Below are 13902 nucleotides of genomic sequence, written 5' to 3' on the forward strand. Positions count from 1 at the left end.
CCGGTGGACCCGTGGGCCGGCGCGGACACCGGCTCCTGGGAGCTGGAGCACCACCACCTCCCCGCGCTCCCGCCGACCCTGCCCTACCCCGCGCCCCCGGTCACCCGGCCCTACGAGGCAGCGCCGCCGGTCACCCGGCCCTACGAGGCCGCGCCGCCGCCGGCCCGCCCGTACCCGCCCCACGCCGCGCACCCGGTGTCGCCGCCGCCGGCCGCCCCGCCCCGGCCGGGACCGCCACCTGCCCCGCCGCCCGCGCCGGCCCCGCCAGCGAAGCAGCGCCGGGGTCGCCGGCCGAAGGCGGTCACCCCGCCACCGGGGTGGGAGGCCCCCCGCGGGTACGTCCCGGTGCCGGTCCGGCGTCGTCGGCGCTGGCCCTGGGTGCTGCTGCTGAGCCTGGTCTGCTGCTGCGGTTGCCCGGCCTGGTTCGGCAAGCCGATGTGGGAGCAGTACCCGGCCGACGCCGCGCTGCCCGGCCAGGTGGCCGACCTGACGCTGCGGCAGGACGCCGGCAGCCAGGCCACCGCCAAGCGGCTCAAGGCCGAGGTACGCGCGGCGAACCTGCTCTCCGAGGACGTCTTCGCCGGGGTCTACGGCACCGGCGACGGCAAGCGGGTCACCGTGTTCGGCGGCACCGGCTTCCGGTTCAACCCGGAGTCCGACGCGGACGACGAGATGACCCGGCTCACCGAGACCTACCGGCTCGCCGCCCCCCAGACGGTCGAGACCGGGGTGCGCGGCCGGTACGAGCGGTGCGCCACTGGCCGGTCGGACGGCGCCGACGTGGTGGTCTGCACCTCCGTCGACTACGGCAGCATCACCACCGCCGTCTTCACCCGGCTCTCCGTCGACGACAGCGCCCGCCTGCTGGACACCCTGCGGGAACAGATCGTCACGCCGGCGCCAACGCAGCCCTGAGGTTCGCCGGGGAGTTGTCGCCGGCCGGGCAGCGCCCGCGCAGGCGCCTGGGCGTCAGACGGCGCCGGGCTCCCCGGCCAGCGGCGGGTGGGCGCGCGGCGGGGCGTAGCGCGGCACGTACTCCTGGCCGGTGAGCTTCTGGATCTCGGCCATCAGCTCGTCGGTCATCGCCCGCAGCGAGGTCCGGTCGTCGGACCGGCCGGTGAAGTCCAGCGGCTTGCCGAACCGGACGGTGATCTTCGCGCGGCCGGGCCGGGGCACCCGGGCGCCGATCGGCTGGGCCTTGTCCGTGCCGATCATGCCGACCGGGATGATCGGCACGCCGGCCGCCACCGCCAGCCGGGCCGCGCCGGTACGCCCCCGGTAGAGCCGCCCGTCGGGCGAGCGCGTTCCCTCCGGATAGACCGCGACCAGGTCGCCACCCTGCAACGCGGGGATGGCGGCGTCGAACGCGGACAGCGCCGCGCGGCCGCCGGCCCGCTCGACCGGGATGGCGCCCAGGCCGGTGAGCACGAACTTGGAGAAGGCGCCCTTTGGCCCGGTGCCCTTGAAGTACTCCGACTTGGCCCAGAAGGCCAGGTGCCGCGGGACCACGGTGCCGAGGAAGAGCTCGTCGGCGACCGAGAGGTGGTTGCCCGCGAAGATCGCACCACCGGTTTCCGGGATGTGCTCCAACCCCTCCACGGTCGGACGGAAGGCCAACCGGAGCGCGGGCGCCACGGTGAGCTTGCCGATGGTGTAGAGCAGGGGCACTGGTCCTCCGGCGGTCGTACGTGAACAGGCGGTGTCACGGTAGCGGACGGGTACACGGAGCGCCGCGCGGGTGGCGGGCCGGCCGGCTGGTGAGCGGGCCTGTCGGGGCGCGGGCGGAGCCGGTGGCGGCGGCCCGGCGGAACACCGCCGGACCGCCACCGCCGCACTACCTCATACCCGGCGGACGGCCACCGTCACGCGCTCGCCCTCGCCGACCTCGCCGGCGAAGCCGTCGACGCCCTCGGCGAAGTCGACCGTGTCGGCCAGCACCTCCCGGGCCACGAAGTCGGTGTACGCCGACACCGCCGCGCGTACCTCGTCGGAGGCCGACACCGACACCACGATCCGGTCCGAGACGTCCAGGTCGGCGTCCCGGCGGGCCTGCTGCACGACCCGGACCACGTCCCGGGCCAGGCCCTCGGCGGCCAGCTCCGGGGTGACCTCGGTGTCCAGCACGACCACGCCCTCGCCGCCGGGCAGCGGCGCGGAGTGCTCGGCGTCGGCGGCGACCAGCCGCAGCTCGTACTCGCCCTCGGCCAGGGTGACGCCGGCGGCGACCGGGGCGCCGTCGACCAGCTCCCACTCCCCCGCCTTGACCGCCTTGATCACCTGCTGCACCGCCTTGCCGACCCGGGGGCCGAGCGCCCGCGGCACCACGGTCAGCACCTGCTGGCAGTACGCGGACACCTCGTCGGAGAAGACGACCTCCTTCACGTTGACCTCGTCGGCGACCAGGTCGGCGAAGGGCCGCAGCTTCTCCGCGACCGGGGAGGCCACGGTCAGCTTCGACAGCGGCAGCCGCACCCGCAGGCCCTTGGCCTTGCGCAGCGACAGCGCCGCCGAGGCGACCGCGCGCACGTTGTCCATCGCGGACACCAGCTCGTGGTCGGCCGGGAACTCCTGCGCCGACGGCCAGTCGGTCAGGTGCACCGACCGCTCGCCGGTGAGGCCACGCCAGATCTCCTCGGCGGTCAGCGGCGCCAGCGGAGCCACCACCCGGCAGAGCGTCTCCAGCACCGTCCACAGGGTGTCGAACGCCTCGGCGTCGCCTGACCAGAACCGGTCCCGGGAGCGCCGCACGTACCAGTTGGTCAGCGCGTCCAGGTAGGACCGGACGGTGGCGCAGGCGCCGGAGATGTCATACGCCTCCATCTGCGCGCCGACCGTCTCGACCAGCTCGTTCGTCTTCGCCAGCACGTACCGGTCGAGCAGGTGGGTGGAGTTCACCCGCCGCTTCGCGGTGTACCCGTCGGCGTTGGCGTAGAGCGAGAAGAAGTACCAGACGTTCCACAGCGGCAGCAGCACCTGCCGGACGGCGTCCCGGATGCCCGCCTCGGTGACCGCCATGTCACCGCCGCGCAGCACCGGCGAGGACATCAGCATCCAGCGCATCGCGTCCGAGCCGTACGCGTCGAAGACGTGGTAGACGTCCGGGTAGTTGCGCAGGCTCTTGGACATCTTGCGCCCGTCCGAGCCGAGCAGGATGCCGTGGCTGAGGCAGTTGCGGAACGCCGGCCGGTCGAACAGCGCGGTGGCGAGCACGTGCATCGTGTAGAACCAGCCGCGGGTCTGCCCGATGTACTCGACGATGAAGTCGCCCGGGTAGTGGTGCTCGAACCAGTCCGCGTTCTCGAACGGGTAGTGCACCTGGGCGAACGGCATCGAGCCGGACTCGAACCAGCAGTCCAGCACCTCCGGCACCCGGCGCATCATGGATTTCCCGGTCGGGTCGTCCGGGTTCGGGCGGACCAGCTCGTCCACCGCCGGCCGGTGCAGGTCGGTCAGGCGTACGCCGAAGTCCCGCTCGATGTCGGTCAGCGAGCCGTACACGTCCAGCCGCGGGTAGTTCGGGTCGTCGGACTTCCACGCCGGGATCGGCGAGCCCCAGAACCGGTTCCGGCTGATCGACCAGTCGCGGGCGTTGGCCAGCCACTTGCCGAACGAGCCGTCCTTGATGTGCCCCGGCGTCCAGTTGATCTGCTGGTTGAGCTCGACCATCCGGTCCTTGAACTTGGTCACCGCGACGAACCACGACGACACCGCCTTGTAGACCAGCGGGGTGTCGCAGCGCCAGCAGTGCGGGTACGAGTGGGTGTAGGTGTCCTGCTTGAGCACCACCCCCCGCTCCTTGAGCTCGCGGATCACCGGCTTGTTGACGTCGAACACCTGCTCGCCCTGGTACGGCGGCACCAGCGCGGTGAACCGGGTGTGGTCGTCCACGGTGACGACGGTCGGGATGCCGGCGGCGTTGCAGACGTTCTGGTCGTCCTCGCCGAAGGCCGGGGCCAGGTGGACGATCCCGGTGCCGTCCTCGGTGGTGACGAAGTCCGCCCCGAGCACCTGGTACGCGTTCTCCCCGGCCTGCTCGACCAGGAAGTCGTAGAGCGGGACGTACCGGCGCCCGACCAGGTCCCGGCCGTACACCGTGCCGACCTGCTCGTAACCCTCCAGCTCCTTGGCGTACGCGGCCAGCCGCGCGGCACCCACGACGTAGCGGTCCCCGTCGCGCTCCAGCACCGCGTACTCGATGTCCGGGCCGACGGCGAGCGCCAGGTTGGACGGCAGGGTCCACGGCGTGGTGGTCCAGACGCCGAGCCGGACCGGCCCACGCACCAGCTCGGGGGCGGACTCGTCCGGGGTCAGCCCGAACCAGACCGAGAGGGTCGGGTCGTGCCGGTCCCGGTAGACGTCGTCCATCCGGGTCTCGGTGTTCGACAGCGGCGTCTCGCAGCGCCAGCAGTACGCCAGCACCCGGAAACCCTCGTAGACCAGACCCTTGTCGTGCAGGGTCTTGAAGGCCCACATGACGCTTTCCATGTAGTCCAGGTCGAGGGTCTTGTAGTCGTTGGCGAAGTCGACCCAGCGGGCCTGCCGGGTGACGTACCGCTCCCAGTCCTGGGTGAACTCCAGCACGGAGGTGCGGCAGGCCTCGTTGAACCGGGCCACGCCGAGGTCGATGATCTCCGCCTTGCTGGTGATGCCGAGCTGCTTCTCGGCCACCACCTCGGCGGGCAGGCCGTGGCAGTCCCAGCCGAAGCGCCGCTCGACGTGCCGGCCGCGCATGGTCTGGTAGCGCGGCACCACGTCCTTGACGTATCCGGTGAACAGGTGGCCGTAGTGCGGCAGGCCGTTGGCGAACGGCGGGCCGTCGTAGAAGACGTACTCGTTCTTGCCGTCGGTGCCGGCCGGACGGGCCTCGACGCTGGCCTCGAAGGTCTTGTCGGCCGTCCAGTGCTCCAGGACCCGGCGCTCGACCGCGGGCAGGTCCGGGCTCGCCGGGACACCGGCGGCGGTCGGGTCGTGCATCGGATAGGCCATCGGGGGTCGCTCTCCTCGCGCAGCTCACTCATCTGTGGTCTGCGAGGACGAGCCTTCCGGGTACGCCTCGACGGCGTGCCCGAGCGGCCCGCGGTACCACCCCGCTTGGCGGTCGAGGTGCGACCGCCCGCTCGTTGGCCGGCTGTGACGGGCCGGACCCGTCCGGTTCTACTGGGCCGGTCACCCGGCTGTTCTTCCGGAGGCTCGCCGGTGATGGCCGGGTCATCGCCTTACGGTCGCCAAGCCTACTCGATCGGCGTCGAAGATCGCCCCCGAGTAATCCCACCGTCCCGGCCCGCGGCGACATGACCACCGTCACAGCGCAGGCCCGTCACGTCGCCGCCGCCGGGTTCCGTCGTACGGGTGAATTCGTACCTGCTGAGGGAGGCCGAGATGAGTCGGATCGACATGGCAAAGGTGGCGCCGGAGGCGTACCGGGCGGTGTTCGCGATGGAGAAGTACGTCCAGGCGAACGTCGACCACACCGTGCTGGAACTGGTGAAGCTGCGGGCGTCGATGCTCAACGGCTGCTCGTTCTGCGTGGACATGCACAGCCGGGACGCGCTCGCCGCGGGCGAGGACAGCCGCCGGCTCTTCGCCGTTGCCGCCTGGCGGGAGGCGCCGTTCTTCGACGAGCGGGAGCGGACCGCGCTGGCGCTGACCGACGCGGTCACCCAGCTCGGCCAGCACGGCGTGCCGGACGAGGTGTGGGACGCCGCCGCCAAGGTGTGGTCGGAGAAGGAGCTGGCCGATCTGATCATCGCGATTGCGACAATCAACGTGTGGAACCGGATCAGCGTGACCAGCCAGACCCAGCCGCCGCTCGAGGTGTGACCACCAGCGGAGCGGCGCAGGCGGCCGGTGCGCTCACCGCGCACCGGCCGATGCTGCTCGGGCTGGCGTACCGGCTGCTGGGCAGCCTGCACGACGCGGAGGACGTGCTCCAGGAGGCGTACCTGCGCTGGCTCGACGTGGACCGGGAGTCGGTGGCCGAGCCGCGCCGGTACCTGTCCCGGGTGGTGACCCGGCTGGCCCTGGACCGGCTGCGCGCCCGCCAGGCCGCCCGGGAGACGTACGTCGGGCCGTGGCTGCCCGAGCCGGTGCCGACCGAGCCGTCCCCGTTCGGCCCGCTGGACAGCGCCGAGCTGCGGGACTCCGTGTCGATGGCGCTGCTGCACCTGCTGGAACGGCTCACCCCGCCGGAGCGCGCGGTCTACGTGCTGCACACCGCGTTCGCCCTGCCGTACGCCGAGATCGGCGACATCCTGGACCGGTCGGCGGCCGACTGCCGGCAGTTGCACCATCGGGCGGTCGCCCGGCTGGCCGAGGGCCGTCGGCGGTTCAACGCCGACCGGGCCGAGCAGCGGCGGCTGCTGGAGGCGTTCCTGGCCGCCGCCCGCGACGGCGACCTGCCCCGGCTCACTGAGCTGGTGGCGACCGACGCGGTGGCCTGGACCGACGGCGGCGGCGCGGCTCGGGCGGCGCGCAACCCGCTGCACGGCGCGGACCGCATCGCCCGGTTCTTCGCCGGCATCTACGCCCGGCCGCGCGCCGTGACGGCGACGCCCGCCGAGCTGAACGGCCAGCCGGCGCTGCTGATCCGCTGGTCCGACGGGGCCCGCTACACGCTGACCGTGGCCACGGCCGACGGGCGGATCACCGGGTTCTACCTGGTTGGCAACCCGACGAAGCTGTCCCGGCTCCCCGCCTGAGACAGCGGACGGCCCCGACCCCGGTCCGGGTTCGGAGCCGGCGGCGTTCAGCCCAGCTCGGGGAACCAGAGACCGATCTCGCGCTTGGCGCTGTCGGTGGAGTCCGAGGCGTGCACCAGGTTCTCCCGGTTGGACAGGGAGAGGTCGCCGCGGATGGTGCCGGCGACGGCCCGACGGCCGTCGGTGGCGCCGACCAGGCCGCGCACCACGTCGATCACCTGGTCGCCGGAGAGGATCAGGGCGACCAGCGGACCGCTGGTCATGAAGTCCTTCAGCGGCGGGTAGAACGCCTTGTCGACGTGCTCGGCGTAGTGCTGGTCGGCCAGCGCGGCGTCCATCGTCCGCGTCACCATGGCGTCGATCCGCAGGCCCTTGCGCTCGAAGCGGGAGATGATCTCGCCGACCAGGCCGCGGCGGACCGCGTCAGGCTTGATCAGTACGAGCGTGCGCTCATCCGGGCTGCTGCTGGACACGCTGGGTTCCTCCTGTGCGCGGAAGACGGCCGGGCTGGGTACGGTCAGCCTAGCGACCCGGTCCCGGCGTCGGCGCGGCGGCTGCTCTTTCCAGCGGCCGCCCATCCCGCCTAGCCTGGTCCTGACCCCTGGGAGGTCCACTGTGGCGAATGGCGGGAACCGCACCATCGCGCCGGTACGCAAGCTCATCGCCGCGGTCCTCGGCACCGTGGCGACGTTCGTGGTCCTGTTCGGGCTGGGCATGACCAGTTGGTCGATCGTGGCCCTCGGCGTGGCCCTGCTGGTGCTGGCGATCGCCCTGGCCACCGTCCGCGGCGGCGGGCGCACCTGGGTGATTGGCGTCGGGCACGTGCACAGCGCCTCCGAGCCACCCACCCAGTACGCCTTCGGCCGCTGCGAGCTGCAACTGGTGATCGACGCGCCGGGCCTGCCGCCCCGCTCCAAGAAGATCATCGAGCCGCGGGTGCCGGTGTCCAAGTGGCCCTCGCTGGGGCAGACGCTGCCGATCCGGGTGGCCCTGGACGACCAGCGGCACGTCCGGGTGCTCTGGGACGAGGTCCCCACCCACGCGGAGAACGCCGCCGCCGCCGCCGACCTGCCGCCCGAGTACGCCGACGCCGAGCCGGTCGACGAGGTGCTCATCGTCCAGGAGGCCCCGCCGTGGGCCGGCCGTACGCCCGACGACGACTTCCACGACGACCTGCGCGACGAGTTCCGCGACCCGCCCCCGGCCGACCCGCTGCGTCCCGAGCCGGTGGTGCTGCCCGACGAGCGTGAACCGGTGGTGGTGCACCAGCGCCCCGGCGGTCCGGTCGTGCTCGAGGGCACCCTGGTCGAGCCCCCGCCGGCCGGCGGGCTGCCGCGCCGGCCGGCCACCACCCCGTCCCCCCGCCCGCCGGCGGACGAGCGCTTCGACGCCCCGGTGGTCGACCCGGTGGACGTGCCGCTGGACGACCCGGAGCCGCAGGACCAGCTCGACCCCGAGGATCTGGACGAGGCGATCTTCGGGTACGACCCGGCGGCGGACCCGGTCGACCAGGGCGCCCCGATCAGCGGGGTCGGGCTGACCCTGCTGGTCACCGACCTGTCCCGGTCACTGGACTTCTACCGGTCGCTGGGCTTCGGCGAGATCGACCGGGGCTCCGGCAACGCGGTGCTCGCCTCCGGCGCCACCCGCCTGGTGCTGCGCGAGGTCACCGGCGCCGCCCCGATCAGCCGCCGGCTGGTGCACGTCAACCTGGAGGTGGACGACATCGACGCGGCCTACCGACGGCTGAAGGACTCCGGGGTGAAGTTCACCTACGCGCCCCGGGTGGTCAACCGGGGCACCAAGCTGGAGGTCTGGGCGGCCGCCTTCCGCGACCCGGACGGGCACGGCATCGCGCTCACCCAGTGGCGGGAGCGCGCCGACGCCTGACGTCCGGCTCAGCCGAGGATGACCCGGCGGACGTGCAGGGCGTACGCCCAGACCAGCCCGAAGATGATCCCCAGCGCCAGCAGCGACCAGTGCAGCAGCCCGGAGAGCAGCAGCAGGCCCTGCACCACCGTGCCGGCCTGCCAGGCCCAGGGCCGTCCCATCCGGCCGGCCAGCACCACGCAGACGACGGCCAGCGCCACGATCGCCGCGATGGCCGCCCCGCTCAGGTCGCCGCCGACCACCCGGATGGGCTGGATGGCGAGCAACAGCACCAGCGCCTCCAGGGCCAGCGTCCCGGCGCCCAGGCCACGCACCGCCTTGTCGGGGTTGCGCAGCCCGGAGCGCCGCTCCCCCGGCGCGGCCGGGTCGGCGGCCGGGTCGCGGCGGTCCTCATCGGGCGCGCTCATCGCTTGAGCAGCCGTCGGGCGTCGGCCACGGTCACCACCGAGCCGGTGACCAGCACCCCGACCCCGGCCAGCTCACCGGGCACGTCGGACTCGGCCTCGGCGACGGCCGCCTCGATGGCGTCCGGCATCTCGTCGGCGACCTCCACCCGATCCGGCCCGAACACCTCGCGGGCCAGCGCGGCCAACTCGTCGGCCGGCATCGCCCGGGGCGAGCTGTTGCTGGTCACCACCACCGAGTCGAGGACCGGCTCCAGCAGCTCCAGCAGGCTGCCCGCGTCCTTGTCGGCCAGCACGGCGAGCACGCCGACCAGCTTGCTGAACGCGAACTCCTCCTGCAACGCCGTGACCGTGGCGGTCATCCCGTGCGGGTTGTGCGCCCCGTCCAGCAGGATCGTCGGGGCGTTACGCACCTTCTCCAGCCGGCCGGGCGAGCTGGTGGTGGCGAAGCCCTCCCGGACGGCCTCCACGTCGAGCTGCCGCTTTGTCCCGGCCCCGAGGAACGCCTCGACGGCGGCGAGCGCCACCGCCGCGTTCTGCGCCTGGTGCGCGCCGTGCAGCGGGATGAACACCTCCTCGTACACGCCGCCGAGGCCCTGGATGGTGAGCACCTGCCCGCCGACGGCCACGGCCCGGCGCAGCACGCCGAACTCGGTGCCCTCCCGGGCGACGGTCGCGCCGACCTCGACGCAGCGCTCCAGGATCGGGCGGGCCGCCTCGTCGTCCTGCGCGGCGCAGATCACCGTCGCGCCGGGGTGGATGATCCCGGCCTTGTGCAGGGCGATGTCCTCCAGGGTGTCGCCCAGCCACTCGGTGTGGTCCAGCCCGATCGGGGTCAGCACGGCCACCCCGGCCTGGAGCACGTTGGTGGCGTCCTCGGCCCCGCCGAGCCCCACCTCGACCACCGCGACGTCGACGGGCGCGTCGGCGAAGGTGGAGAAGGCCAGCGCGGTGGTCATTTCGAAGTAGGTCAGCGGCTCGGACGAGCGCTGGTCGACCAGTTCGGCCAGCGGCTTCACCTCGCGGTACGTGGCGACGAAGCGTTCCTCGCTGACCGGCTCCCCGTCCAGGGCGATCCGCTCCCGCACCGTCTCCAGGTGCGGGCTGGTGTAGCGGCCGGTGTGCAGGCCGAAGGCGCGCAACAGGGAGTCGATCATCCGGGCCGTGGAGGTCTTGCCGTTGGTCCCGGTCAGGTGGATCGACGGGTACGCCCGCTGCGGGCTGCCGAGCAGGTCGAGCAGGGACTCGATGCGGTCCAGCTCGAAGACCATGCGGGTGAAGCCCCGCCCGGCCAGCTCGGCGTCGACGTCGGTGAACTCGGTGGGATCGGTGCGGTCGGTCACGAGGAAAGCGCCTCCAGGGCGGCGTCGATCCGGGTCAGGTCCGCCTCGGCCACCGCCAGCCGGTCACGGATCTTGGCGACCACCGGTTCGGGGGCCTTGCCGACGAAGGCCGGGTTGTCGAGCTTCGCCCGGGCCTGCGCGACCTCCTTCTCGGCCGCCGCGCGGTCCTTGGTCAACCGGGCCCGCTCGGCCGCCACGTCGATCGAGCCGCGGGTGTCCAGCTCGACGCTGACCTCGCCGGGCACGGCGAGGGTGGCGCTGGCCTGGAAGTCGCCGGCGGGCGCGTCGAGCCGGACCAGCGAGCGGATCAGCGGCTCGTGCGCCGCGATCCCGGCCACGGCCAGGCCGTCGAGCCGGGCCGCGACCCGCTGGGTCGGGCGCAGCCCCTGGTCGGAGCGGAACCGCCGGATCTCGGTCACCACCCGCTGAACGGTGCCGACCTCGCCCTCCGCGGCGTCGTCGACCCGGGTACGGTCGGCCACCGGCCAGGCGGCCGTCATCACCGTCTCGCCGCCGGTGAGCGCGATCCACAGCTCCTCGGTGACGAACGGGATGACCGGGTGCAGCAGCCGCAGCAGCTGGTCCAGCACGTGCCCGAGGACCCGTCGGGTGGCCTCGGCCGCCGGCCCGCCCGCGGCGAGCACCGGCTTGCTCAGCTCGACGTACCAGTCGCAGACGTCGTCCCAGGCGAAGTGGTACAGCAGGTCGCAGACCTTGGCGAACTCGTACGTCTCGAACTGCTCGTCCACCTCGGCGGTGACGTGCGCCAGCCGGGACAGGATCCACCGGTCGACCGTCGACAGCTCGGCTGCGGGCGGCAGTTCCCCCTCGGTGTGCGCGCCGTTCATCAGCGCGAACCGGGTGGCGTTCCAGAGCTTGTTGCAGAAGTTCCGCGAGCCCTGGCACCACTCCTCGCTCACCGGCACGTCCTGGCCGGGGTTGGCGCCCCGGGCCAGGGTGAACCGGGTGGCGTCGGCACCGAACCGGTCGATCCAGTCCAGCGGGTCGACGACGTTGCCGAACGACTTGGACATCTTCTTGCCGTGCTCGTCGCGGACCATGCCGTGCAGGGCGACGACGTCGAACGGCTGCCGGCCGTCCATCGCGTACAGGCCGAACATCATCATCCGGGCGACCCAGAAGAAGAGGATGTCGTAGCCGGTCACCAGGACGCTGGTCGGGTAGAACTTCGCCAGGTCCGGGGTCTGCTCCGGCCAGCCCAGGGTGGAGAAGGGCCACAGGCCGCTGGAGAACCAGGTGTCCAGGACGTCCTCGTCCTGGTGCCAGCCCGCACCGGTGGGCGGCTGCTCGTCCGGGCCGACGCAGACGATCTCGCCGGCCGGGCCGTACCAGACCGGGATGCGGTGGCCCCACCAGAGCTGCCGCGAGATGCACCAGTCGTGCATGTTGTCGACCCAGGCGAAGTAGCGCTTGGCCAGCTCGGCGGGCTCGATCTTCACCCGGCCGTCGCGCACCGCGTCCCCAGCGGCCTTGGCCAGCGGGGCGGTGTTGACGAACCACTGCAACGACAGCCGGGGCTCGACGGTGGTCTTGCACCGGGAACAGTGCCCCACCGCGTGCACGTACGGCCGCTTCTCGGCGACGATCCGGCCCTGCTCGCGCAGCGCGGCCACGATCGCCGGGCGGGCCTCGTACCGGTCCAGGCCCTGGAACGGGCCGTGGGCGGTGATGACACCACGCTCGTCCATGATCGTCAGCGCGGGCAGGTCGTGGCGCTGGCCGATCTCGAAGTCGTTGGGGTCGTGCGCCGGGGTCACCTTCACCATGCCGGTGCCGAAGCTCGGGTCGACGTGCTCGTCGGCCACGATCGGGATCCGCCGGTCGGTCAGCGGCACGGCCACCTCGGTGCCGATGAGGTGCTGGTACCGGGCGTCGTCGGGGTGCACGGCCACCGCGGTGTCACCGAGCATCGTCTCGGCCCGGGTGGTGGCCACCACCACCTCGTCGCTGTACCGGATCGAGATGAGCTCGCCCTCGTCGTCGGTGTGCTCCACCTCGATGTCGGAGAGCGCGGTCAGGCAGCGCGGGCACCAGTTGATGATCCGGTTGGCCCGGTAGATGAGGCCGTCGTCGAAGAGCTTCTTGAACATGGTCTGCACGGCCCGGGACAGACCCTCGTCCATGGTGAAACGCTCGCGGTCCCAGTCGACCGCGTCACCGAGGCGGCGCATCTGGCCGAGGATGGCCCCGCCGGACTCGGCCTTCCACTGCCAGACCCGCTCGACGAACTTCTCCCGGCCCAGGTCGTGCCGGGACAGCCCCTCGCCGGCGAGCTGCCGCTCGACCAGGTTCTGGGTGGCGATGCCGGCGTGGTCCATGCCGGGCAGCCACAGCGCCTCGTACCCCTGCATCCGCTTGCGCCGGTTCAGGGCGTCCATCAACGTGTGCTCGAACGCGTGGCCCATGTGCAGGGAGCCGGTGACGTTGGGTGGCGGGATGACGATGGTGAAGGGCGGCTTGTCGCTCTGCGCCGACGCCCGGAAGTGGCCGGCGGCTACCCACTGCTCGTACCGTCGCTGCTCTACCTCGGCGGGCTGGTACTGGCCGGCAAGGGTCGGGGCGTCGGGGCGTCGGGCATCCAGTCTCTCGGTCACCCTGAAAGTCTACGGAGCGCTTCCGCGGACCCGACGTGCGCCACCTGTCATTCGCGTACGGTGGCGGACATGTCCGACGCACATCTCACCGAGCGTCAGCTCGCCGAGGGGCCTGACCCGGTCGATCTGACCGACGAGCCGATCCAGCTGAGCCACCGGGACCCGGCGAGCGACCCGATCCGCCGGGCGCCGGCCTCCCGCCGTCGGCGGATCGTCCTGGCCGTGGCGCTCGCCGTCGGCCTGGCCGGCGCCGCCGCCCTGGGCACCGCCGGCTGGCGGGTGGCGCAGCAGAAGGACACCCGGCTGAGTGCCCCGGACCAGGTCGCCGGGCTGACCCGGGACGACTCGGAGCGGGCCCGCAGCACGGCGGACTACCTGCGCAGCGGGTTCGCCGCGGACATCGACCTGGACGCCAGCTTCGGCACCGTCTACCGGGATCCGGCGGACGAGACCCGCGCGGTGCTGCTCTTCGGTGGCACGACGCTGCTGTGGCAGCCGGAACGCGACCTGGACAGCCTCTTCGGGCTGATGGCCGACGAGACCGGCCGGGTGGCCGGGCTGCGCGAGGTGCCCGCCGGCAAGCTGGGCGGGGTGATGAAGTGCGGCACCACCAGCGGGGACGGCGGTGACTTCGCGATCTGCGGCTGGGCGGACCACGGCAGCGCCGCGATGGCGATGTTCCCCATCCGCTCCGTCGACAACGCCGCCGGCCTGTTCCGTCAGATCCGCGAGGGCGTCCAGACCCGCGGCTGAGCCGTCGCGAAAGGGCCGTGGCGTCGAGCGACGCCGCGGCCCTTCTTCGTGTACGCCTCGCGCCCGGCACAGTTTCCGGGGGTGGATATACCAATCAGGGCCACCCCTTGAAAGGGGTGGCCCTGATTGAATGGTTGTCCGGCGGTGTCCTACTCTCCCACACCCTCCCGAGTGCAGTACCATCGGCGCTGGAGGGCTT

The 13902-nt window shown here is 72.6% G+C and carries 10 protein-coding genes and 1 pseudogene; 5 read left to right on the forward strand and 6 right to left on the reverse strand.

All coding sequences use genetic code 11. The features are described from left to right. A pseudogene (locus tag KBX37_RS35050) lies at positions 1–915 on the forward strand (hypothetical protein); the annotation flags it as partial. 54 nt (positions 916–969) lie between these two features. Here the strand turns inward: KBX37_RS35050 and KBX37_RS30420 are convergent. Together KBX37_RS30420 and ileS are read right to left on the reverse strand one after the other, a co-directional pair. Beyond that, on the reverse strand, positions 970–1668 hold the full coding sequence (locus KBX37_RS30420; protein WP_210779306.1) for a 1-acyl-sn-glycerol-3-phosphate acyltransferase: 699 nt from the start codon (positions 1666–1668) through the stop codon (positions 970–972). Between the two features lie 171 nt (positions 1669–1839). Then, a complete protein-coding gene (ileS, locus tag KBX37_RS30425; RefSeq protein WP_210779307.1) occupies positions 1840–4986 on the reverse strand; it encodes an isoleucine--tRNA ligase in 3147 nt (1048 codons plus the stop codon). Positions 4987–5379: 393 nt separating this feature from the next. Between ileS and KBX37_RS30430 the strand changes: the two genes are divergently transcribed. Further along, positions 5380–5820, forward strand: coding sequence for a carboxymuconolactone decarboxylase family protein (locus tag KBX37_RS30430; RefSeq protein ID WP_210779308.1), 441 nt, complete (start codon positions 5380–5382; stop codon positions 5818–5820). Beyond that, positions 5817–6698, forward strand: a complete 882-nt coding sequence (sigJ, locus tag KBX37_RS30435) for an RNA polymerase sigma factor SigJ (protein ID WP_307849274.1) — start codon at positions 5817–5819, stop codon at positions 6696–6698. Before KBX37_RS30430 ends, sigJ begins: the two co-directional genes overlap by 4 nt. 47 nt (positions 6699–6745) lie before the next feature. On the opposite strand, the gene ndk is transcribed toward sigJ, so the two are convergent. Beyond that, a complete protein-coding gene (gene ndk, locus KBX37_RS30440) occupies positions 6746–7171 on the reverse strand; it encodes a nucleoside-diphosphate kinase (RefSeq protein ID WP_154942442.1) in 426 nt (141 codons plus the stop codon). Between the two features lie 142 nt (positions 7172–7313). On the opposite strand from ndk, the gene KBX37_RS30445 reads away from it, so the two are divergent. Further along, complete coding sequence (locus KBX37_RS30445; protein WP_210779309.1) at positions 7314–8588, forward strand: VOC family protein; 1275 nt, start codon at positions 7314–7316, stop codon at positions 8586–8588. A gap of 8 nt (positions 8589–8596) precedes the next feature. Here the strand turns inward: KBX37_RS30445 and KBX37_RS30450 are convergent, their stop codons facing one another. The 3 genes from KBX37_RS30450 to KBX37_RS30460 all read right to left on the reverse strand — a co-directional run bounded on the left by KBX37_RS30450 (position 8597) and on the right by KBX37_RS30460 (position 12950). Continuing rightward, the gene (locus tag KBX37_RS30450; RefSeq protein WP_210779310.1) at positions 8597–8995 is read right to left on the reverse strand and encodes a DUF4233 domain-containing protein; all 399 of its coding nucleotides are present in this window, start codon (positions 8993–8995) and stop codon (positions 8597–8599) included. Then, on the reverse strand, positions 8992–10263 hold the full coding sequence (locus KBX37_RS30455) for a folylpolyglutamate synthase/dihydrofolate synthase family protein (RefSeq protein WP_247659303.1): 1272 nt from the start codon (positions 10261–10263) through the stop codon (positions 8992–8994). The genes KBX37_RS30450 and KBX37_RS30455 overlap by 4 nt, the downstream gene beginning before the upstream one ends. Positions 10264–10331: 68 nt before the next feature. Continuing rightward, positions 10332–12950: a valine--tRNA ligase gene (locus KBX37_RS30460; RefSeq protein WP_210779312.1), complete on the reverse strand. Its 2619-nt coding sequence runs from the start codon at positions 12948–12950 to the stop codon at positions 10332–10334. A gap of 69 nt (positions 12951–13019) precedes the next feature. Between KBX37_RS30460 and KBX37_RS30465 the strand changes: the two genes are divergently transcribed. Next, positions 13020–13703, forward strand: coding sequence for a hypothetical protein (locus KBX37_RS30465; protein ID WP_210779313.1), 684 nt, complete (start codon positions 13020–13022; stop codon positions 13701–13703). The last annotated feature ends 199 nt before the right edge of the window (positions 13704–13902 follow it).

Origin of the sequence: Micromonospora sp. U56, assembly GCF_018070095.1 — a bacterium.
Taxonomy (GTDB): domain Bacteria; phylum Actinomycetota; class Actinomycetes; order Mycobacteriales; family Micromonosporaceae; genus Micromonospora; species Micromonospora purpureochromogenes.